Genomic DNA, 19,607 nt, shown 5'->3' with positions numbered 1-19,607 from the left:
CTGGCCCACCACGAGTCGAAGGACGGAGTCACCCCGTGACCGAACTGCTCGAGAGCTATGCCGCCGGACGCTGGTTCCGCGCCCCGGACGACGGCCGCCCGGTCCTCGACGCCGTGACCGGTGAGGAGGTCGCCCGGATCAGCTCGACGGGCCTCGACCTCGGCGCGATGCTCGCCCACGCCCGCACCGTCGGCGCCCCGGCGCTGGCCGGACTGACCTTCCACGAGCGGGCCGGCCTGCTCAAGGCGGTGGCCAAGCACCTCACCGGCCTCAAGGAGGAGCTCTACGAGCTGTCGTTCCGCACCGGCGCGACGCGTCGCGACTCCGCGGTCGACATCGACGGTGGCATCGGGACCGTCTTCTCGCTCGCGGGCAAGGCGACCCGCGAGCTCCCGAACGACACCGTCCACCTCGACGGCGGCCTCGAGCGACTCGGTCGCGCGGGCACCTTCCTCGGCCAGCACGTCTACACCAGCCGCCCCGGCGTGGCGGTCCAGGTCAACGCGTTCAACTTCCCGGTCTGGGGCTTCCTCGAGAAGCTCGCCCCGGCGTTCCTCGCCGGCGCTCCGACCATCGTCAAGCCGGCCGCCCAGACGGCGTACGTCACCGAGCTCGCCGTGCGCCGCATCGTCGAGTCCGGCCTGCTCCCCGAGGGCACGCTCCAGCTGCTGGCCGGCAGCCCCGCCGGCCTGCTCGACGAGCTCACCGTCCAGGACCGGGTCGCCTTCACCGGCTCGGCCCACACCGCCGGGCTGCTGCGCAACCACACCAACGTCCTGCACGGCGGCGTCGAGCTGACCGTGGAGGCCGACTCCCTCAACTGCTCGATCCTCGGGCCCGACGTCACCGCCGACGACCCCGAGCTCGACCTGTTCGTCAGGGCCGTCGTGACCGAGATGACCGTCAAGGCCGGCCAGAAGTGCACGGCGATCCGGCGGGTCCTCGTGCCGCGCGCCCAGGCCGACGCGGTGACCGAGGCGATCGCGGCCCGGCTGGCGAAGGTCGTGGTGGGTGACCCGCGCTCCGACTCCGTCCGGATGGGCGCGCTGGTGAGCCTCGAGCAGCGCGAGGAGGTCCGCAAGGCGATCCAGTCGTTGCGGGCGTCGTCGGAGATCGTGTTCGGCGATCCCGACCACGTCGACGTCGTCGACGCGGACGCGGAGCGCGGCGCCTTCCTCGCCCCCGTGCTGCTGCGGGCCGCCGACGGTGCGGTCGAGCCGCACGACGTCGAGCCGTTCGGTCCGGTGAGCACGGTGGTGGCCTACGACGACGTCGCGGACGCCGTCCGGCTGGCCGCGCGCGGCCGGGGCAGCCTGGTCGCCTCCGTCGTCACCCACGACCCTGCGGTGGCCCGCTCGGTCGTCCTCGGCATCGCGCCGTGGCACGGCCGCGTGCTGGTGCTCGACCGCGACGACGCCGGCGAGGCCGGCGCAGCGGGTGGCCACGGCTCACCGCTGCCGGTCCTCGTGCACGGCGGTCCCGGACGGGCCGGGGGCGGTGAGGAGCTCGGCGGCATCCGCGGCGTCCTGCACCACATGCAGCGCACCGCCGTCCAGGCCTCCCCCGACATGCTGACCGCGATCACCGGTCGCTGGACCACGGGCTCCCGACGCACCGACGACGGGGTCCACCCCTTCCGCAAGAGCCTGGCCGACCTCCGCGTCGGCGACGCGATCGCCTCCGCCCCGCGGCGGGTGACCCTCGCCGACATCGACCACTTCGCCGAGTTCACCGGCGACACGTTCTACGCCCACACCGACCCCGAGGCCGCGGCCGCCAACCCGCTCTTCGGCGGGATCGTCGCACACGGCTACCTCGTGGTGTCGCTCGCGGCCGGGTTGTTCGTCGACCCCGACCCGGGTCCGGTGCTGGCCAACTTCGGCGTCGACAGCCTCCGCTTCCTCACCCCGGTCAAGGCCGACGACACCATCGCGGTCACCCTCACCGTCAAGCAGGTCACCCCGCGCACCAACGCCGACTACGGCGAGGTGCGCTGGGACGCCGTGGTCGCCAACGCCGACGGCGAGCCGGTCGCGACCTACGACGTCCTCACGCTCGTCGCGAAGGAGTGGCCCCCGACGCCGGCCTGACCGGACCGGTCGGGGTCACCGCCCCTGCGGCGTGCCGTCGACGTAGCCGACGACGCGGTTGAACAACGAGGTCATCTGCGTGACGTCGGCCCTGGCTCCGCTGAGCGGTCCGGCGAGCTCCGTCGCCAGCGCGTCGGCTCCCGGCGCACCGGCCTCGGCCGCCACCCCGGCGCAGACCCGGCTGGCCTCGCGGACGGCGGTGGGGTCGACGGTCCAGACCGACTCGAAGACCCGGTCGGCGTCGCGCACGCCGGACTGGCCCGGGAGCTCCCACGCGGTCAGCGCCACCGGGAGCGCGGCTCCGTCGCAGACGACGGCCCACTCTCGGATCATCGGGTGGTCCGACGCCAGCGGCACCGACACGATCGACGACCCACCGGGGTCGCCGTCCGGGAAGTCCGCGAAGACGTAGGTCGAGGTGTTGGTGCGGGCCAGGTCCGACCACCGCGTCTGCGCCGAGCGGTAGTGACGCGCCTTCTGGAAGGCCCCGAAGACGTGCGCCCGCTGCGAGTGCGAGCAGAACTCGTCCTCGATCGCCCACGAGACCCCGAGCAGGGTCGACTTGCGCAGCCGCTGGGGCATCAGCCCCGGATGGGTCTGGCGCAGCCGCGCGAACACCGACCCGGTCCCGGGTGGGCCGGACGCCGGCACGTCGTGCGTCGCGGCCCGGGCCAAGCGGATCGCGACGTCGAGCCGGATGCCCTCCTCGCGCCGCCGCACCACGTCGCGGACGGTGGCCACGTGCTGCGCGTCGTAGCGCCGGTGCCCGCTCGCCCGGCGGTGCGGCACGGGGAAGCCGTGCCGGCTCTCCCACACCCGCAGCGTCGCGGCACTGACCCCGGTGCGCTCGGCGAGGTCGCCGATGCTCAGGGACGCGTCGTCAGACGCGGACTCCTGGCTGGAGCTCGACACCCCGTCCACCTCCTCGACCACAGATCTCCACAGCTTGTGGAGGAGAGTGTGGAGGACGGGGGCTCGTCGTGTCCACGTCAGCCCACGAGGGCAGGCGTCGGGTCCGAGCCGAGCCCGCGCGAGAGGCCCCACAGGACGGCCTGCGTGCGCCGCTCGACACCCATCTTGCGGTAGGCGCTGCGGATGTAGGTCTTCACCGAGTTGATGCTCAGCGAGAGGGCGTCGCCGATCTCGCGGTTGCTGAGCCCCGCCACGATGTGACCCACGATCTCGCGCTCGCGGGCGGTCAGCCCGCCGTCGTCCTCGACGGTGCGGCGCTCCTGCGCGTCCGCCGCGGGGACGGCCTCGACCTGGGGGGCGGGGATGGTGATCGCCTCGAAGCGACCGGCCGCGAGCCGCTCGACCGACCGCACGATCTGGGCCGCGGAGAGGGTCTTCGGCAGGTGCGGGTTGGCCACCGCGGACGACACCGCCTCCGGGCCGGCCCAGCTGAAGACCGCGGCCTGGGCACGGCTCATCGCCTGGAGGTCGCGGAGGAGGGCGCGCGACATGCTGGTCTGGCCGACCGGCTCGTAGAGCACGACGTCGATCTGCTCGGGCCTGGCGAGCGCCTCGCGGTTGTCGACCAGGGCCACCCGGTCGGCGTACGGCTCGAGGATGGTCCGCAGCCCGGCCGCGGCGAGATCGGACTCGTCGACGAGCGTGATGCGCAAGGGCGATGCGTTCATGGGAGCCTCCAGAGACCTAAACGGGATGTTTAAGAATCTACGGCAAAGTGGAACATCTTGTCTAGGTCTCTCACCTCCCCGGGTGAGACTTCAACAGAGTGTCGAGGTTCAGTGCCCGACGTCGCGGGACTGGTCGAAGATCGTCGGCGGCAGGTCGAAGAGCGGCTCACGACCCAGCTCGGCACGAGCCAGCGTCGTCAGGTGCGCCTCGTCGGGGCCGTCGAAGATCCGCATCGCCCGGTGCCAGCCGTACATCATCGCCAGCGGCGTCGAGTCGGTGACGCCGGCGCCACCGTGCAGCTGGATGGCCCGGTCGACCACCGACGTCACCGCGCGGGGCACCGCGACCTTGGCCGCCGCGATCAGGTGGCGGGCGGCCTTGTTGCCCTCGCTGTCGACGACGTACGCCGCGTGGTGGCACAGGGCCCGGGCCTGCTCGAGCTCGATGCGCGACTCCGCGATCCGCTCGCGGACCGCCGACTGGTCGGAGAGCGGGCCGCCGAAGGCGCGCCGCTCCTGGGCGCGCGAGACCATCATCGCCAGCGCGCGCTCGCCGGCACCGAGGGCCCGCATGACGTGGTGGATCCGGCCGGGGCCGAGCCGGGCCTGCGCGGCGGCGAACCCGCCGCCCTCCTCGCCGAGGACGTTGGTCACCGGCACCCGGACGTCGGTCAGCTGCACCTCGCAGTGCCCGTGCTGGTCCTGGCGGCCGAACACCGGGAGCGAGCGCTGGATCTCGACGCCCGGGGTGTCGACGGGCACGATCACCATCGACTGCTGGCGGTGGGTCTCGGCGTCCGGGTCGGTCTTGCCCATCACGATGAGCACGCGGCAGCGCGGGTCGGCGGCGCCGGAGATCCACCACTTGCGGCCGTTGATGACGTACTCGTCGCCGTCGCGCACGATCCGCGTCTCGATGTTGGTGGCGTCGGAGGAGGCCACCCGCGGCTCCGTCATCGCGAACGCCGAGCGGATCTCGCCGGCCAGCAGCGGCGCGAGCCACGTGGCCTGCTGGGCCTCGGTGCCGATCAGGTGCAGCAGCTCCATGTTGCCCGTGTCGGGCGCCTGGCAGTTGATCGCCTCCGGCGCGAGCTCGTTGCTCCACCCCGACAGCTCGGCGATCGGCGCGTACTCCAGCTGCGTCAGACCGCTCTCGGACGGCAGGAACAGGTTCCACAGACCACGCGCACGGGCCTTGGCCTTGAGCTCCTCGATGACCGGCGGGGCCGTGTGGTCGCCCTCGCCGGCCCGGTGCCGGTACGACTCGTAGGCCGCCTCGGCCGGGAACACCTCCTCGCGCATGAACGCCAGCATCGACTCGTGGTGACGCACGGCGGCGTCGCTCGGCGCGGGGTAGGCGGGGTACATCCCGGACGGACCGAAGGTCATGGAGGCTCCTGGAGGACGAGGGGTGGACCGGACGTCGGCCAGTCTGGCACTGCCCCGCGAGAAAACCGAACGATCGTTCAGCGCGCCGGTGCTGCCGGCCTCACGCGGCCGGCCCGAGGTCGATCCAGAAGCGGTGCTTCCCCTGGCGGGTGTCCTCCCGGACGCCGCCGGCACGCTCGATCGTGCGCCGCGACGCCTCGTTGTCGACGTCGCAGGTCAGCAGCGCACGGTCCAGACCGAGCCCGCGGGCGTGCGCCAGCGCCAGCCCGAGGGCCCGTCCGGCGTGCCCCCGGCCGCGGCGCGAGGGACGCACCGAGTAGCCGATGTGGCCGCCGAGCTCGAGCAGGAAGTCGTTGAGCCGGTGCCGGACGGCGACGAACCCGACCATCGGGTCGTCGGCGTCGCGGGGCACCGGGTCGGCGTCCAGAACCCAGAAGTAGGTGCAGTGCACCCGGCCATCGGGCAGCGCGGCAGCCGGGTCGGCATGCTCCAGGACGTGGGCGACGAACGTCGCGCACCCGTCGCCGTCGAGCGCCGGCCAGTGCCCGGCGGGCACGCCCGAGCCGTGCGGGTGCTCCGGCTCCGGGAGGGCCGAGGCGAACTCGGCCAGCGTCGCCGCCCAGGTCGGGTGCAGGCGGACGTCGGGCACGGCGAGCGCGGTCATGCTCGATCCCACCAGGGCGCGCCGAGCGCCCTCAACCAATTATCCGGCTCAGATGCTGCCGGAGGCGGCCTTCACGCCGCGCTTGCTCTCGTCGGTGAGGCGGACCTCCTCGAGGGCACGCGCCTCGAGCTCCTCGCGGGTCTCGGTCGGGTGGACCTCCTCGGCCACGTCGGGCTGGGAGACCAGGTCGACCGCGCCGCGCTCGAGCCGCGCCAGGGCGCTGCGGGCGAAGATCTGCTGCTCGGTCGAGGTCCGCTCGGAGCGGCCGCGGCCGAGGAACGAGACGAACCAGTGCATCACCGCGGAGAGCCGGTTCTTGAATCCGGTGATGTAGACGAGGTGGACGGCCAGCCACATCAGCCAGGCGATGAAGCCGGTCAGGCGCACCTTGCCGATCGCCGCGACGGCGTTGAACCGGCTGATGGTGGCCATCGAGCCCTTGTCGAAGTACTTGAACGGGCCCTGCGACGGCTTGCCCTTGATGCGGCCGTCGATCTCCTTGGCGGCGTACTTGGCGCCCTGGATCGCGACCTGGGCCACGCCGGGGAGGTTGTCGAGCGCGATCATGTCGCCGACGACGAACACCTCGGGGTAGCCGGTGAGCGTGAGGTCGGGGTTGACCGCGATCCGGCCGGCCCGGTCGAGCGGCGTCCCGGTCTGCTCGGAGAGGACCTTGGCCAGCGGGGAGGCCTGGACGCCGGCGGCCCACACCTTGGTGACCGCGTCGATGGTCTCCTCGCGGCCGTCCTTGAACTTCACGGTCAGGCCGCGCTCGAAGACGTCGGTCACCATCGCGCCGAGCATCACCTCCACGCCCATCTTCTCGAGCTTCTGCTTGGTCCAGAGCCCGAGCTTGTGGCCGAACGGCGGCAGCACCTGGGGCGCGGCGTCGACCAGGATGACGCGAGCGGTGCGGGTGTTGATCGAGCGGAAGTCGCGCTTGAGGGTGCGGTGCGCGAGCTCGGCGATCTGGCCGGCCATCTCGACGCCGGTGGGGCCCGCACCGACGACGACGAACGTCAGGAGGTGGTCGACGTCCTCGCCGCGGCTGGCGCCCAGCTCGGCCATCTCGAAGGCGCCGAAGATCCGGCCGCGCAGCTCGAGGGCGTCGTCGACGCTCTTCATGCCGGGGGCGAACTCGGCGAACCGGTCGTTGCCGAAGTAGGACTGCCCGGCGCCGGCGGCGACGATCAGCGAGTCGTAGCCGATGGTGATCGTGCGGCCGAGCACGTGCGAGGTGACGGTGCGGTCGTCGAGGTCGATGTCGGTGACCTCACCGAGCAGCACCCGCGCGTTCTTCTGGCTGGCGAGGATCTCGCGGGTCGGCGGCGCGATCTCTCCCTCGGACAGGATGCCGGTGGCCACCTGGTAGAGCAGCGGCTGGAAGAGGTGGTGCGTCGTCTTCGCGACCATCGTGATGTCGACGTCGGAGCGCTTGAGCGCCTTGGTGCCGAACAGGCCGCCGAACCCGGATCCGACGACCACCACGCGGTGGACACCGCCGTGGTCGGTCGGCTGGGACTTGCTCGCACTGCTCGACATGGGGGCTCCGTGGCTGTGGTGGGCTGTGGTGGGTGTCGTCGGTACAACCATTGTCCCGAACGACCCCTTCCCGCCACTATCTCGCGGGCGCGTCTCGTCGGTCACAGCAACGAGATGGGAGTATTTTCAACTTCTCGCGTTTGGCCCGTGGACGGGCGGGTAGGCGAGCCCCGATCCGGTCCCTCCCCGTGTCGCCCACCCACCAGCCTGTCCCTCGCCCTGACCCGGAGCTACCGACGTGCCACTGAACCGGCCTGCACTCTCGCTGGGTGCCGGCCCTCGCAGCGTGCAGGACGCACGGCGATGGGTCGTCAGCACGTTCGTGGACATCGGGCGCAGCGACCTCGTCGAGTGCGCCGAGATGGCGGTCTCCGAGCTGGTCACCAACGCCCTCCTGCACGGCGCCCCGCCGATCCGGGTCCGGGTCCGCGGCACCCGTGAGCACCCGCGGATCGAGGTCGGCGACGGCTCCACCGAGGCACCGACACTGCCCGCCCCGCCGACCGGCGACGACCTCGACGACCTGCTGACGTTCGGGCGCGGGCTCAGCATCGTCGCCCGGGCCAGCGACGCCTGGGGCGCCGACATCGAGGACGAGGGCAAGACCGTCTGGTGCGCGCCCGCCCCCGAGTTCGCCGAGGACGACGGCGCCGAGGGCATCATCACCGGCCTCGTCGCGGGCCACGGCCAGCAGGGTGGCGACCAGCCCGCCGACCCGATGCGGTTCCGCCTGCTCAACGTGCCGGTCAAGGACTACGCCTCCTTCTACAACCACTTCCGCGAGCTGCGCCGGGAGGTGCGCCTGCTCGCGATGGCGCACGAGGCCGACTACCCGCTCGCCAAGGACCTCGCCGACGTCTTCGCCCAGCTCGGCCGCCCGCTCACCCTCGGCGTGATGCGCGACGAGGTCGGTCGCGCGCAGGAGGACGGGCTGACCCACACCGACCTCGAGGTCGTGATGGGTCGCACCGAGGCCCGCGGCGTCGGGCGCTTCGTCGAGCTGCTCGACCTCACCGACGCCTTCGCCCGCGAGGAGAAGATGCTCTCGCTGGCGCGCACGCCCTCCCAGCACACCTTCCAGGCGTGGTTCCTCGGCGAGTTCGTCCGCCAGGCCGACGGCGGGGAGCCGACCGCGTTCCCGACGTCCTCCACGGGGTCCGAGCAGCGCCGCTCCAGCGTCTCGTGAGACCGCCGGGCCGGCTGCTGCCGGTCGTGGCCCTGGGCGGGGCGGCGGGAGCCGTGCTGCGCTTCGGTCTCGGCGAGTGGTTCCCCCCGCACGACGGCTTCCCCTGGACGACGTTCGCGATCAACGTCACCGGCGCGTTCCTGCTCGCCCTGCTGCCCGGCCTGGCTCCGGTGCGCCGCTCGGTCGTCTGGACCGCGGCACTCGGACCCGGCCTGCTCGGCGGCTACACCACCCTGTCGGCCTACGCCGAGGAGACGCGGGCACTGCTGGCCGACGGCCGCGCCGGGCTCGCCGGGGCGTACGTGCTGGCCACCCTGGTGGCCTGCTGCGCCGTGGTGGTCCTGGCCACCCGGTGGTCGACCCCCGCGGCGCAGGACGAGGTCGCGACCGAGGGCGGTGACGCGTGAGCGCGCTGCTGGTCGCGCTGGGCGCCGCCCTGGGTGCGCCGCTCCGGTTCTGGATCGCGACCCGGCTCGACGACGACGTCCCGTGGGGCACGCTCGCGGTCAACGTCGCGGGCTCCTTCGTGCTGGGGCTCCTGGTCGCGCTGTCGGTCGACGGCCGGGCCTACGCGCTGCTGGGCGTCGGCTTCTGCGGCGGGCTCACGACGTACTCGGCGTTCGCGGTGCAGACCGTGCGCCTGGGCCGGCGGGGAGCGGGGTACGCCGCCGGGACGATCGTGGCGTCGGTCGGCGCCGCGGCGCTGGGCTACTGGGTCGGGTGACGCGCGGGCGTCAGGCGTAGCCGAGGTCGTGCAGCCGGGCGTCGTCGATGCCGAAGTGGTGCGCGATCTCGTGGACGACGGTGATCCGGACCTCCTCGGTCAGCTGCTCCTCGTCGTCGCAGTAGTCGAGCAGCGGGTTGCGGAACACGAAGATCCGGTCGGGCAGCTCGAGGCCGCCCATCATCACGTCGCTGCGCTCGGTCAGCGCGATGCCGTCGTAGAGGCCGAGGAGGTCGGCGGGCTCGTCGTCGGGCGGCTCGTCCTCGACCAGGACCACGACGTTGCGCACCAGCGAGGCCAGCTCGTCGGGGATCGCGTCGAGGGCGCGGTCGACGAGGGACTCGAAGGCGTCACGGTCCATCTCCATCGGCACCCGCCCATCCTGCCGGATCGGCGAAGTCTCGAAATCCAGGAACGCCCCAGGTCAGTGACCTGGGGCGTTCACCTGCGACCCCGACGGGACTCGAACCCGCGGCCTCCGCCGTGACAGGGCGGCGCGCTAACCAACTGCGCTACGGGGCCATCTCGAACTACTGGTGCTGCTCTCGCTCCCACGAGTGGAGCGGTGGAACTGTAACTCAGACTCGGCGCCGCCTCCCAATCGAGGGGTGGCACCTCGTCGTGCGTCGTACCCCCAACGGGATTCGAACCCGTGCTACCGCCGTGAAAGGGCGGGGTCCTGGGCCGCTAGACGATGGGGGCCTGAACGGCGACCATCCTAGACGGCTCCCCGGTGCGGGTGCGGACAGGTGTCTCGCCCCGTTCAGGCCGCGCAGGTAGGTTGCCCTCACGCGGCTCCCCGGAGCCGATCCCGCCCGCACGACGACAGGACCACGGACGCATGATCCAGCTGACCAAAGGCACCAACGCTCCGCTCGACGCGACGCAGCTGACGGTGACGGTCGACATCGCCGCGACCGCCGACCTGTCCGCGCTGCTGCTGGCGCCCGGCGGGAAGGTCCGCGGCGAGAGCGACTTCGTCTTCTACAACGCCCCCGACGGTCCGGGCGTGCAGTGCAAGTCGCCGTCCGGGGGCGCGGGGTGGCAGGTCGCGATCGACCTCGGCGCGGTGCCGGCCGACGTGGAGATCGTCCGCCTCGTCACCTCCCTCGACGACGGCGGCAAGACCTTCGGCCAGGTCGGCCAGCCGGTCGCCCGGGTGGCCGACGGGACCGGGACGCCGCTCGTGGAGTTCGCGATGACCGACCTGTCGTCGGAGACCATCGTGATGCCGCTGGAGATCTACCGCCGCCAGGGCGCCTGGAAGGTCCGCGCCGTCGGCCAGGGGTACGCCGGCGGGCTGGCCGCCCTGCTCAGCGACCACGGCATCGACGCCAGCGACGAGCCGGCCCCCGCCGCCCCGGCCGCCCCGACGCCGCCGCCGCCCGCCCCCGCGCCCCCGGTCGCCGCCCCCGCGCCCACTCCCCCGCCGCCGGCCCCGGTCTACGGCCAGCCGGCCACGCCGCCGTCCACGCCGACGCCGCCGCCCCCGCCCCCGTCGTCCTCGACGCCCCCGCCGCCGCCCGCTCCGGCCGCACCGGCCCCCGCGTCCGGTGGCGGCGTCAACCTCACCAAGGGCCGTCCGGTGAACCTCACCAAGGGCCAGACGGTCAACCTCGTCAAGGACGACAACCAGAAGCTCACGATGGTCCGGATGGGCCTGGGCTGGGACGCCATCAAGAAGGGCGGCTTCTTCGGCAGCCGGGAGGTCGACGTCGACCTCGACGCCTCGGCGGTGCTGTTCGCCGGCGGCCAGGTGGCCGACCTGGCGTTCTACAACAACCTGACCACCAAGGACGGCTCCATCCAGCACATGGGTGACAACCGGACCGGCGAGGGCGACGGCGACGACGAGGTCGTGGCCGTCGACCTGACCCGCGTGCCGGTGCACGTCGACACGGTCTTCTTCATCGTGACCAGCTACCAGGGCCAGACGTTCGAGCAGATCCAGAACGCCTTCTGCCGGCTCATCGACCACGCCGACGGCGAGCTCGCCCGCTACACGCTGACCGGCGGCATGGCCTACACCGGCATGGTGATGGCCAAGCTGCACCGGGTGGGGTCGGACTGGAAGTTCACCGCGATCGGCGACGGCATCCAGGCCAAGACGCCCCTCGACGCCCTGCCGCTGCTGAACGCCTACCTCACCAAGTAGCCCGATGGCCGACCCCACCGCCCTGCGCAGCGGGGAGAATCGGCCCTGGCCCGACGCCCGCGTCACGGCGTACGTCGCCGGCGCCCGGGTCTCCGCGCTGCTGCTGGGCGCCGACGGCCGGGCGCTCGACGCGGCCGCCTGGGTCGACGACGCGGCGCCGTCCCGCGGCGGCGTCGAGCACCTCGGCGGCACCGTCGAGGGCGTGACCGTGCACCTGCCCGACGTCGACGCGACGGTCGCCCGGGTCGTGGTCGTGGCCACCGGGTTCGGCCCGCCCCCGACCGCCCAGCTGCTCACCACCGACGGCGCCGTCGCGTTCACCGTCACCCCCGAGCGGCTCAGCGTCGAGACGGCCCTGGTGATGGCCGAGGTCTACCGGCGCGAGGGTGCGTGGAAGGTCCGCGCGCTCGCCCAGGGGTACGCCGGCGGGCCGGGCGCGCTCGCCGCGGCGTACGACGCCCCGGCGCCGGCGTCCCCGGCCACACCCCCTGCTCCCCCGCCGCCTCCCCCGCCGGCCCCGACCCAGCCCGTCCAGCCTGCGCAGGCCGCGCAGGCCGCGCCGATGGTCGTCGACGACCCGGTGCGCCGGATCGGCATGATCCTCGACGACGCGTCGCGCACGACGGCGTCGTTCGAGTCGTCGGAGGCGTTCGCCGAGCAGCGGCTCGAGCGCGACCTCGAGCACATCGTCGGCGACCCGTCGATGCGGATGGGCCCGCGGGGCGACGCCGCCCGCGCGGAGGCGCAGCGGCGTCGCGACCAGCTCGTCGCCGAGGCCCGTGCCCGCCACCACGCCGACCTCGCCCAGCTCACCGGCGAGCTCGCCGACCTGGCCCGGGTGCTGCCGGCCTCGCTCGCCCCGTGGTCGGCCCCGGCGTGGCACCCCGACGACCCGGGGGCCCGCCCGGAGCCCGCCTGGGCCTTCCGCCTCGGCGAGCTGGCCCTGGAGTCCGCGCCCGACTTCCGGTTGCCGATGGTCCGGGTCCTGCCGCTCGCCCCTCCGGTCTGGATCGAGCTCGAGGACGGCGGCGAGGTCGTCGCCGGCCGGATGATGGCCGCCCTGACGACCCGGATCCTGCTCGCCCTGCCGCGGGCGCCGCGGGTCAGCGTCGTCGACGTCGGCGGTCGCGCGGGGCTCGGCCACCTGCCGACCGACCAGCCGCCGGCCACCGACCCGGGCAGCGCCGCGCGGGTGCTCCAGCAGCACGTCGAGCACGTCAACCTGGTGCTCCTGGCCCGCCGCTCCGGGGGCCTCGGCGACCTCGCTCCCGAGCACCGACCGGGGCGGCTGGTGCTGCTCCCCGACTTCCCGAACGGCCTCGACGACGCCTCGGTGACGGCGGTCCACCAGCTCGTGCTGCACGGCGCCGAGGCCGGCCTGAGCGTCGTCCTGTCCGGTCGGCGCCCGGAGAGCCTCGGCATCGCCGTCCTCGACCTGCTGCACGACTCGTGCCTGCGCGTGCCGACCGCCCCCGGCGGCGACCTGGTCGACGCGTTCGGCGGGGTGACGTGGGTCTTCCACCCCGACCTCGGACCCGACGACCCGTTCGTCGACGACCGGGTGCAGGCGACCGTCCGGCGCCGGATCGCCGAGCGCGACCTCCCCTGACGCGGACCCGGCACCGGCCCGGGCCGAGTTCACACCGGCCGCGCGGCTCCGGTATGGTTCACGTCGCAAGTCCGCTTGTGGGGGCAGGTAGCTCAGTTGGTACGAGCGATCGCCTGAAAAGTGATAGGTCGGCGGTTCGACCCCGCCCCTGCCCACAGGCACCGCAGGTCCCCGGACCCGCACCGAGACGCCCCCGCCGGACTCCGGCGGGGGCGTTCTCGCGTCACGGCCGCGGCACCACGCCGTCGGACTCGAGCCGGTCGAACAGGTCGACGAAGCTCTGCAGGGTCGAGCGGTACCCGACGAATCCCGCCGCGCGACTCCGGGCCATGTCCGTCAGGCACTCGAGGTCGCGGCCGAGGTCGCCGTCGGTGTGCCACCAGGACGCGACGCGGTCCAGGTCGGGCTCCCGCAGGTCGTGGGCCTCCGCCAGGCGGGTCCACACCGGTCCGGCCCCGGCCATCTGCTCCTCCAGCGGCCGCGGCTGCCCGGCGTACCCCTCGGGCTCGACCCCCAGCCGCTCGGCGAGGCGCGGCCAGAGCCAGCGCCAGCGGAAGACGTCGCCGTTGGCGATGTTGAAGGCGGTGTCGGCGGCCGCCGGCGTGGTGGCCGCCCACCGCAGGTGCTCGGCCAGCAGGCCGGCGTCGGTCATGTCGGTCAGACCGTCCCACTGGGTCCTCGACCCGGGGAAGACGAACGGCCGCCCCGTCTCGCGGCAGATCGCCGCCTGGGCGGCGAGGGTCTGGCCCATGTTCATCGCGTTGCCCACCGCCGACCCGATGACCGTGTGCGCCCGGTGCACGCTCCAGGTGAAGCCGTCGCGGGCGGCGGCGGCGAACAGCTCGTCCTCCTGCGCGTAGTAGAAGTTCGGGTAGGGCAGTCGTTCCTCGTCCTCGTGGAACGGCGAGTCGGGCACGTCGCCCTGCCCGTAGGCCTCGAACGGGCCGAGGTAGTGCTTGAGACCCGTCACCAGGGCGACGTGCCGCACGGACCCCGCCGGCCGCACGGCGTCCAGGACGTCGCGGACCATCCCGGCGTTGACGCGGATGTTCTCCTCCTCGGAGTCCTGGCGCGCCCAGGCGGTGAGGAACACCGACGTCGGGCGGTGTCCGTCCAGCGCCCGGCGCAGCCCCTCGGCGTCGGTCAGGTCGGCCGTGACGCCGACGACGCCGGGGACCTCGCTCGAGGACCGGCGCGACAGTCCGAGCACGTGGTGGCCCTCGTCGACCAGCAGCCGGCAGAGCGCGGATCCGGCGATCCCGGTGGCGCCGACGACCAGGGCCGTGGGCGGGGAGGTGGTGTCCATCCACCCAACCTACGGACCCGGCCGTGGCCGGCGGGGGTGAGCGCCCCTCGCGGGGCGCGGACGACCGACGTAGCGTCGGGGACATGAGCGACCACCTGGACACCCGCACGCTCGGCCAGGGCCTGGAGGTCTCGGCCCTCGGCCTGGGCTGCATGGGCATGAGCCACGGCTTCGGGCCGGCGAGCGACGTCGACGAGATGGTGGGGGTGATCCGCGCCGCCCACGACCTCGGCGTCACCTTCTTCGACACCGCCGAGGTCTACGGCCCCCACACGAACGAGGAGCTGGTCGGCCGCGCCGTGGCCCCGTTCCGCGACGACGTCGTCATCGCCACCAAGTTCGGGTTCGCCTTCGACGACGACGGTCGCCAGACGGGCCTCTCCAGCCGTCCCGACCACGTCCGGGCGGCCGTCGACGGCTCCCTGCGCCGCCTCGGCGTCGACCACATCGACCTCTGCTACCAGCACCGCGTCGACCCCGACGTCCCGATCGAGGACGTCGCCGGCACGGTCAAGGAGCTGATCGAGGCGGGCAAGATCCGCCACTTCGGCCTGTCGGAGGCCGGCGCGAGCACGATCAGGCGGGCCCACGCCGTCCAGCCGGTGACGGCGCTGCAGAGCGAGTACTCCCTGTGGTGGCGCGACGTCGAGGCCGAGATCCTCCCGACCCTGGCCGAGCTCGAGATCGGGCTGGTGCCGTTCAGCCCGCTCGGTCGCGGCTTCCTGACCGGAGCCATCGACGCGACCACCTCCTTCGACAGCACCGACATCCGGACCTCGCTGCCGAGGTTCAGCCCCGAGGCACTGGCGGCCAACCGGGCGGTCGTCGACCTCCTCACCCGCATCGCGGTCGCGAAGGACGCGACGCCCGGCCAGGTCGCCCTGGCCTGGCTGCTGGCGCAGCAGCCGTGGATCGTGCCCATCCCGGGCACCCGCCGGGCGTCCCGCGTCGCCGAGAACGTCGGCGGCGCCGACGTCGACCTCGGTCCCGACGACCTCGCCGCGATCGCCGTAGCGATCGAGGCCGTCGAGGTGCAGGGCGACCGCTACCCCGAGGCCATGCAGCGCATGATCGACCGCTGACCCGCTCCGCGTGCGGGCCGGCACCACCCCCGTAGGCTCCCTCCGACACACGGACAGGGGTGGGCAGATGGTGGCGAGCCGGTCGGCGCGCGAGCGCAAGGCGAAGGTCGAGGCCGGTCCGCTGGCGACGGTCCGCATCGAGCTGGGCGCCGACGAGCAGTTCGTCTACAAGATCGGCTGCACGACGTGCGTGGCCAAGGGCCGCCGCGCCTGGTCCGCGTACCGGCCGGGTGAGGACAACGGCTACATGGCCGTCATGGATCGCTGGATCTTCCACCTCACCGAGAAGCACCGCGACGCCGACGCGCCCTGCCTGACCTACCGGGCCGCCGCCGAGCAGCGGTTGCACGAGCGACGCGGCGACGCCGACCCCGCCGGCTGAGGCCGGCTCACACCTCCTCGGCGCCCGCGCCGACCGCGCCCGGCGGGAGCAGCCTCAGCTGGAGCAGCGCGCCGAAACGCACGTCGGGGTCGGTGAGGTCCATCTCGCCGACCTCCGCGACCCGGCGCAGCCGGTAGCGGAAGGTGTTGGGGTGCACGAAGAGCGCCTCGGCCGCGGCGACCACGTCGCCGAAGGCCTCCAGCCACGCCTGGAGGGTCTCGACGAGGTTGGTGCGGTGCTGCGCGTCGTAGGCCCCCAGCCGCGCGAGCGCCCCCTCGGGACGCTCACCGCGGGCCGCCATCAGGTCGCGCATCTCGAGCACCAGCGCCTCGAAGTGGACGTCGGCGAGGCGGGCCACCCGGCGCCCGCCGTCGTGGTCGCGCTGGTCGTGCTGGCCGTGCTCGTCGCGCAGCACCCGGAGCGCCCGGTCGACGCACTGGCGCGAGTGCGCGAGCGCGGCGACGTCACCGGCGGCCGGCCCGACCCCGACCACGCCGCCGCGGCGGTCGCCGACCCGGTCGAGGAACTCACGACCGATCCGGACCGCGCGCTCCTCGGCGCCGTCGACGGCACCGGTGGCGGGCACGAGCCCGTAGGCCACCCCGCCGATCAGGGCCGCGGCCGACTTGGGGTGCACCGCACCGAGGTGCACGGCGAAGGCGTCGCTGAGCCGCTCGCGCTCGTGGGCCACCACCGCGTCGTCGGTGGCGCCGTCGCCGACGTCGGAGCCGGCGACGGCGACGCCGAGCACCATCAGCTGCTGGCCCCCGAGACCGAGCCGGTCGAGCGCCTCGCGGGCCCGGACGCCGCCCTCGAGCGCCGTGCTCAGCAGGTCAGCCCGGAGCCGGCGCTGGACGTCGGCGCCGGCGCGGACGCGGAGCAGGTGCAGGGCGACGAGCTTGGCCGCGTCGCACAGCGCCTCGGTGCGCTCGTCGCTCAGCGGACCGGGCACGGCGGCCCAGATGGAGCCGAGCACCTCGTCGCCGGCGCGGACCGCCACCGCGACCCGCGGTCGGGTGAAGGTGTCGCCGTCCATCGGGATCGGCGTGACGAAGACGGGCCGGTCGCTGCGGTGCAGGTCGCGGAACACGCCCTGCTCGGCGAGCGCCTTCGCGTAGCGCTCGGGGACCTGCCGGCCGAGGATCGTCTCGACCCGGGAGGGGTCCGCCTCGTCCTGGCGGCCGGAGAAGGCCAGCACCCGCGAGCTGCGGTCCTCGATGGTGACCGGGGCGTCGAGCAGCGAGGCGATCGCGTTGGCGACCGCGAACAGGTCGCCGGAGGGCAGCCCGCCGAGCGACTCGGCGCCGCCGACCGCGATGTCACCCTCGGCGAGCAGCGACCGCAGCATGGCGGCCAGGTGCGCCCAGGGCGCGCCGGGGCTCAGCGCGAGCAGCGCGACGCCGGTCGCGGCGACGGCGTCCTCGACCGCCTCGGTGACCTGCACCGGACCGCGCAGGACCAGGCCGGCCGCCCGCTGCTCCCCCAGGACGCCGAGCAGGTCGACGACCCGGGTGGGGGTGTCGACGCCGACGCCCAGCACCAGCGCTCCCCCGGGCAGCACCGGCGCGTCCATCGGGTCGTGGATGACGACGCCGCCGATCTCGGGTGCGCCGTCCACGTCACCGGCCACCAGGTCGAGCAGGGTGGCCCCGAGGTCGTCGAGGACGCGGCCGAGGCTGGCGCGCGGGCGGAGGTTGGTCGCGGGGTCCACGACCCGAACATAGGGGCGCGGCGGGCACCGCAGGTCGTCGCGGCGCACCGGATCCGTCCCCGATCTGGTGCTACCGGACGAACCCGGACCCTCAGACCGCGATCCACTCCGTCGCGGTGGTGACCGCGGCGAGCTCGTCGGCCAGGGGCTCGACGCCGAGACCGGGGCCGGTCGGGACGGGCAGGTGGCCGTCGTCCAGGACGAACGGCGTCGTGATGTCGTTCGCGTAGTAGCGACCGGAGGCGGAGGTGTCCCCCGGCATCGTGAACCCGGGCAGGGCGGCGAGGGCGACGTTGGCGGCGCGCCCCAGACCCGTCTCGAGCATCCCTCCGCACCAGACCGGCACGCCGTGGGCGACGCACAGGTCGTGGATCCGGCGTGCCTCGAGGTAGCCGCCGACCCGCCCGGGCTTGATGTTGACCACCTGGCAGGCGCCGAGACGGATCGCGGCCGCTGCCGTCCGGGCCGAGGTGATCGACTCGTCCAGGCAGACCGGGGTGGTGATCAGCCGGGCGAGGTCCGCGTGCCCGTGGAGGTCGTCCTCGGGCAGCGGCTGCTCCACCAGGAGCAGGTCGAAGGGGTCGAGCCGCGCGAGGTGGCGGGCGTCGGCCAGGGTGTAGGCGGTGTTGGCGTCGACCTGCAGCAGGACGTCGTCGCCGAACCGCTCGCGGACCGCGCGCACCGGCTCGACGTCCCAGCCGGGCTCGATCTTGAGCTTGATCCGGACGTAGCCCTCGTCGAGGTAGCCGCCGACGGCGTCGAGCAGCGCGCCGACGTCGTCCATGATGCCGACCGAGACGCCGCACGGGACCCGGTCGTGCACGGCCCCGAGCTCGCGCGACAGCGGTCGGCCCTCGGCCCGCAGCTCGGCGTCCAGGACGCCCATCTCCAGCGCCGCCTTCGCCATCCGGTGGCCGTGGAACGGCGCCAGGACCGAGGCCACCGACGTCGCGGGGACCGGCCCGGCCGCCGCCAGGGCCGGCACGAGGAAGCGGCGCAGCGCGTCGGCCGCCCCGTCGACGTACTCCTCGGAGTAGAGCGGCGCGGCCATGGCCACGCACTCGCCCCAACCCTGCGCCGCGTCGGTCACGACACGCAGCAGCAGGAGGTCGCGGCTGGTCTGGGTGGCGAACGACGTGCGGAACGGCGACACCAGCGGCATCGACACCCAGCGGAGCTCGACGCCCTGCAGGGTGCCGGTCGGCCGTCCGTGCGCGCTCACGACATGACCCCGCCGGCGTCGGTGTGCCGCACGACGTAGCCGCCGTCGCGGTCGAGGCCGACGATCCGGGCCCCGTCGGCGGCCAGGCTGGTGAGGACCTCGCGGACGGCGACCCGCCAGTGCTGGGCGGCGGCCGGGTCGGTGCGGCGCAGCCGCTCGACGTCGGGCGGCACCAGCACCAGCGACGTGCTGCCGTCGAGGCGGCCGCGGACCGGGAGCCCGTCGGCTCCGATGCCGAGGGCGACCACGGCCCCGGCTCCGACGACCGGCCGCGAGGTCGTCCCCGCGCACGCCGCGAGGACGGCGGGAGCCAGCAGCGGCCAGCGGACCAGCAGCCGGTCGGTGTCGTCGCCGCCGTTGATCTGGTCGGGCATCGCGCCGTAGAAGTTCGGCAGGTACTCCACGGGGAGGGTGGCGAGCTTGACGAGGTTGAAGTGCGCGTTGCGCCGCACCAGCGGGTCGAAGGTCCACGCGATCTGCGAGACCCCCCGCAGCAGCGCCCACGACCGCTGGTGCAGCTTGAGGGCGAACCCCACGCTGCGGCCGGTCGCGGACGGCGCGACGCCGGCGATGTGGCTGTGCAGGGCGTCGTCGGCCGGGGCGTGGAAGAAGCCGACGCAGGCGCCGACGAGCCGGTCGCCGTCGAAGGCGCCGCCGACGTAGTTGCCGGCCTTGCTGAACGCCCGGAGGAGCTCGAGGGTGATCGGCGGGTTCCCGCTGCGCCCCCAGATCGTGGCGAAGAGGTCGACGACGCCCCCGAGCTCCCGCAGGTCGGTGACCGTGCGCACGCTGACACCGGCAGCCAGTGCGGCGGCGTCGGCGGCCTCGACCGCGAGGTCGAGGTCGGGGGCGCGGGTCACGGTCAGGTTGGTCACGACACCCATGCTGGCGGCGTTCTCGGCGCC

The 19,607-nt window shown here is 73.8% G+C and carries 18 protein-coding genes and 3 tRNA genes; 9 read left to right on the top strand and 12 right to left on the bottom strand.

Going from position 1 to position 19,607, the window contains the following annotated elements:
- The first annotated feature begins 35 nt into the window (after positions 1-35).
- The gene (gene paaZ / locus E4623_RS11925; protein WP_134766754.1) at positions 36-2,090 is read left to right on the top strand and encodes a phenylacetic acid degradation bifunctional protein PaaZ; all 2,055 of its coding nucleotides are present in this window, start codon (positions 36-38) and stop codon (positions 2,088-2,090) included.
- A 15-nt stretch (positions 2,091-2,105) separates the two neighbouring features.
- On the opposite strand, the gene E4623_RS11920 is transcribed toward paaZ, so the two are convergent.
- The 5 genes from E4623_RS11920 to E4623_RS11900 all read right to left on the bottom strand — a co-directional run bounded on the left by E4623_RS11920 (position 2,106) and on the right by E4623_RS11900 (position 7,325).
- Positions 2,106-3,002, bottom strand: coding sequence for a DICT sensory domain-containing protein (locus tag E4623_RS11920; RefSeq protein WP_167736592.1), 897 nt, complete (start codon positions 3,000-3,002; stop codon positions 2,106-2,108).
- A gap of 77 nt (positions 3,003-3,079) precedes the next feature.
- Positions 3,080-3,730: a response regulator transcription factor gene (locus E4623_RS11915; protein WP_134766752.1), complete on the bottom strand. Its 651-nt coding sequence runs from the start codon at positions 3,728-3,730 to the stop codon at positions 3,080-3,082.
- A gap of 108 nt (positions 3,731-3,838) precedes the next feature.
- A complete protein-coding gene (locus E4623_RS11910; protein WP_245155040.1) occupies positions 3,839-5,119 on the bottom strand; it encodes an acyl-CoA dehydrogenase family protein in 1,281 nt (426 codons plus the stop codon).
- 100 nt (positions 5,120-5,219) lie between these two features.
- Positions 5,220-5,783 (bottom strand): GNAT family N-acetyltransferase, encoded by a 564-nt coding sequence (locus E4623_RS11905; protein ID WP_134766751.1) that lies wholly within the window; start codon positions 5,781-5,783, stop codon positions 5,220-5,222.
- Positions 5,784-5,831: 48 nt separating this feature from the next.
- Entirely contained in the window at positions 5,832-7,325 is a 1,494-nt protein-coding gene (locus E4623_RS11900; RefSeq protein ID WP_134766750.1) for an NAD(P)/FAD-dependent oxidoreductase, read from the bottom strand.
- A 286-nt stretch (positions 7,326-7,611) separates the two neighbouring features.
- On the opposite strand from E4623_RS11900, the gene E4623_RS11895 reads away from it, so the two are divergent.
- Genes E4623_RS11895 through E4623_RS11885 form a run of 3 tightly spaced genes read left to right on the top strand, consistent with a single transcriptional unit; the run spans position 7,612 to position 9,235 of the window.
- The gene (locus E4623_RS11895) at positions 7,612-8,511 is read left to right on the top strand and encodes an ATP-binding protein (RefSeq protein WP_245155039.1); all 900 of its coding nucleotides are present in this window, start codon (positions 7,612-7,614) and stop codon (positions 8,509-8,511) included.
- A complete protein-coding gene (locus E4623_RS11890; RefSeq protein ID WP_167736591.1) occupies positions 8,508-8,918 on the top strand; it encodes a CrcB family protein in 411 nt (136 codons plus the stop codon). Before E4623_RS11895 ends, E4623_RS11890 begins: the two co-directional genes overlap by 4 nt.
- Positions 8,915-9,235 (top strand): CrcB family protein, encoded by a 321-nt coding sequence (locus E4623_RS11885; RefSeq protein WP_134766747.1) that lies wholly within the window; start codon positions 8,915-8,917, stop codon positions 9,233-9,235. The genes E4623_RS11890 and E4623_RS11885 overlap by 4 nt, the downstream gene beginning before the upstream one ends.
- Positions 9,236-9,245: 10 nt before the next feature.
- Here the strand turns inward: E4623_RS11885 and E4623_RS11880 are convergent, their stop codons facing one another.
- From E4623_RS11880 to E4623_RS11870, 3 genes are all read right to left on the bottom strand, one after another.
- The gene (locus E4623_RS11880) at positions 9,246-9,602 is read right to left on the bottom strand and encodes a metallopeptidase family protein (protein ID WP_134767111.1); all 357 of its coding nucleotides are present in this window, start codon (positions 9,600-9,602) and stop codon (positions 9,246-9,248) included.
- Positions 9,603-9,683: 81 nt separating this feature from the next.
- Positions 9,684-9,757: transfer RNA gene (locus tag E4623_RS11875), tRNA-Asp, on the bottom strand.
- A gap of 107 nt (positions 9,758-9,864) precedes the next feature.
- Positions 9,865-9,937 (bottom strand) — tRNA-Glu (locus E4623_RS11870).
- Between the two features lie 139 nt (positions 9,938-10,076).
- Here E4623_RS11870 and E4623_RS11865 point away from each other — a divergent pair.
- The 3 genes from E4623_RS11865 to E4623_RS11855 all read left to right on the top strand — a co-directional run bounded on the left by E4623_RS11865 (position 10,077) and on the right by E4623_RS11855 (position 13,154).
- Complete coding sequence (locus E4623_RS11865) at positions 10,077-11,390, top strand: TerD family protein (RefSeq protein ID WP_134766746.1); 1,314 nt, start codon at positions 10,077-10,079, stop codon at positions 11,388-11,390.
- Positions 11,391-11,394: 4 nt separating this feature from the next.
- Positions 11,395-12,999, top strand: coding sequence for a TerD family protein (locus E4623_RS11860; RefSeq protein ID WP_134766745.1), 1,605 nt, complete (start codon positions 11,395-11,397; stop codon positions 12,997-12,999).
- A gap of 81 nt (positions 13,000-13,080) precedes the next feature.
- Positions 13,081-13,154 (top strand) — tRNA-Phe (locus tag E4623_RS11855).
- A gap of 68 nt (positions 13,155-13,222) precedes the next feature.
- On the opposite strand, the gene E4623_RS11850 is transcribed toward E4623_RS11855, so the two are convergent.
- On the bottom strand, positions 13,223-14,305 hold the full coding sequence (locus E4623_RS11850) for an SDR family oxidoreductase (protein ID WP_134766744.1): 1,083 nt from the start codon (positions 14,303-14,305) through the stop codon (positions 13,223-13,225).
- Positions 14,306-14,400: 95 nt separating this feature from the next.
- Here E4623_RS11850 and E4623_RS11845 point away from each other — a divergent pair, with 95 nt between their 5' ends.
- Both E4623_RS11845 and E4623_RS11840 read left to right on the top strand, forming a co-directional pair.
- Complete coding sequence (locus E4623_RS11845; protein ID WP_134767110.1) at positions 14,401-15,387, top strand: aldo/keto reductase; 987 nt, start codon at positions 14,401-14,403, stop codon at positions 15,385-15,387.
- A 67-nt stretch (positions 15,388-15,454) separates the two neighbouring features.
- A complete protein-coding gene (locus E4623_RS11840; RefSeq protein WP_134766743.1) occupies positions 15,455-15,769 on the top strand; it encodes a hypothetical protein in 315 nt (104 codons plus the stop codon).
- A 7-nt stretch (positions 15,770-15,776) separates the two neighbouring features.
- Here the strand turns inward: E4623_RS11840 and E4623_RS11835 are convergent, their stop codons facing one another.
- The 3 genes from E4623_RS11835 to E4623_RS11825 all read right to left on the bottom strand — a co-directional run bounded on the left by E4623_RS11835 (position 15,777) and on the right by E4623_RS11825 (position 19,577).
- Positions 15,777-17,480 (bottom strand): helix-turn-helix domain-containing protein, encoded by a 1,704-nt coding sequence (locus E4623_RS11835; RefSeq protein ID WP_134766742.1) that lies wholly within the window; start codon positions 17,478-17,480, stop codon positions 15,777-15,779.
- Between the two features lie 91 nt (positions 17,481-17,571).
- The gene (gene menC, locus E4623_RS11830; protein ID WP_134767109.1) at positions 17,572-18,642 is read right to left on the bottom strand and encodes an o-succinylbenzoate synthase; all 1,071 of its coding nucleotides are present in this window, start codon (positions 18,640-18,642) and stop codon (positions 17,572-17,574) included.
- A 56-nt stretch (positions 18,643-18,698) separates the two neighbouring features.
- Positions 18,699-19,577 carry a GNAT family N-acetyltransferase gene (locus E4623_RS11825; protein ID WP_245155036.1) on the bottom strand — a complete coding sequence of 293 codons (879 nt, stop codon included), beginning with the start codon at positions 19,575-19,577 and terminating at the stop codon, positions 18,699-18,701.
- Between the last annotated feature and the right edge of the window lie 30 nt (positions 19,578-19,607).

Source organism: Nocardioides sp. 1609, from assembly GCF_004522105.1.
Taxonomy (GTDB): Bacteria; Actinomycetota; Actinomycetes; order Propionibacteriales; family Nocardioidaceae; genus Nocardioides.
Note: the sequence above shows the minus strand (reverse complement) of the source record. Positions and strands in the feature narration are given on the sequence as shown.

Bases quoted from the DNA above. Each gene is read 5' to 3' on its own strand.
- E4623_RS11910 (WP_245155040.1), bottom strand. From the start codon at position 5,119: ATGACCTTCGGTCCGTCCGGGATGTACCCCGCCTACCCCGCGCCGAGC.
- E4623_RS11850 (WP_134766744.1), bottom strand. From the start codon at position 14,305: ATGGACACCACCTCCCCGCCCACGGCCCTGGTCGTCGGCGCCACCGGG.
- E4623_RS11840 (WP_134766743.1), top strand. From the start codon at position 15,455: ATGGTGGCGAGCCGGTCGGCGCGCGAGCGCAAGGCGAAGGTCGAGGCC.
- menC (WP_134767109.1), bottom strand. From the start codon at position 18,642: ATGCCGCTGGTGTCGCCGTTCCGCACGTCGTTCGCCACCCAGACCAGC.
- E4623_RS11860 (WP_134766745.1), top strand. From the start codon at position 11,395: ATGGCCGACCCCACCGCCCTGCGCAGCGGGGAGAATCGGCCCTGGCCC.
- E4623_RS11905 (WP_134766751.1), bottom strand. From the start codon at position 5,783: ATGACCGCGCTCGCCGTGCCCGACGTCCGCCTGCACCCGACCTGGGCG.
- E4623_RS11915 (WP_134766752.1), bottom strand. From the start codon at position 3,730: ATGAACGCATCGCCCTTGCGCATCACGCTCGTCGACGAGTCCGATCTC.
- E4623_RS11880 (WP_134767111.1), bottom strand. From the start codon at position 9,602: ATGGAGATGGACCGTGACGCCTTCGAGTCCCTCGTCGACCGCGCCCTC.
- E4623_RS11900 (WP_134766750.1), bottom strand. From the start codon at position 7,325: ATGTCGAGCAGTGCGAGCAAGTCCCAGCCGACCGACCACGGCGGTGTC.
- E4623_RS11865 (WP_134766746.1), top strand. From the start codon at position 10,077: ATGATCCAGCTGACCAAAGGCACCAACGCTCCGCTCGACGCGACGCAG.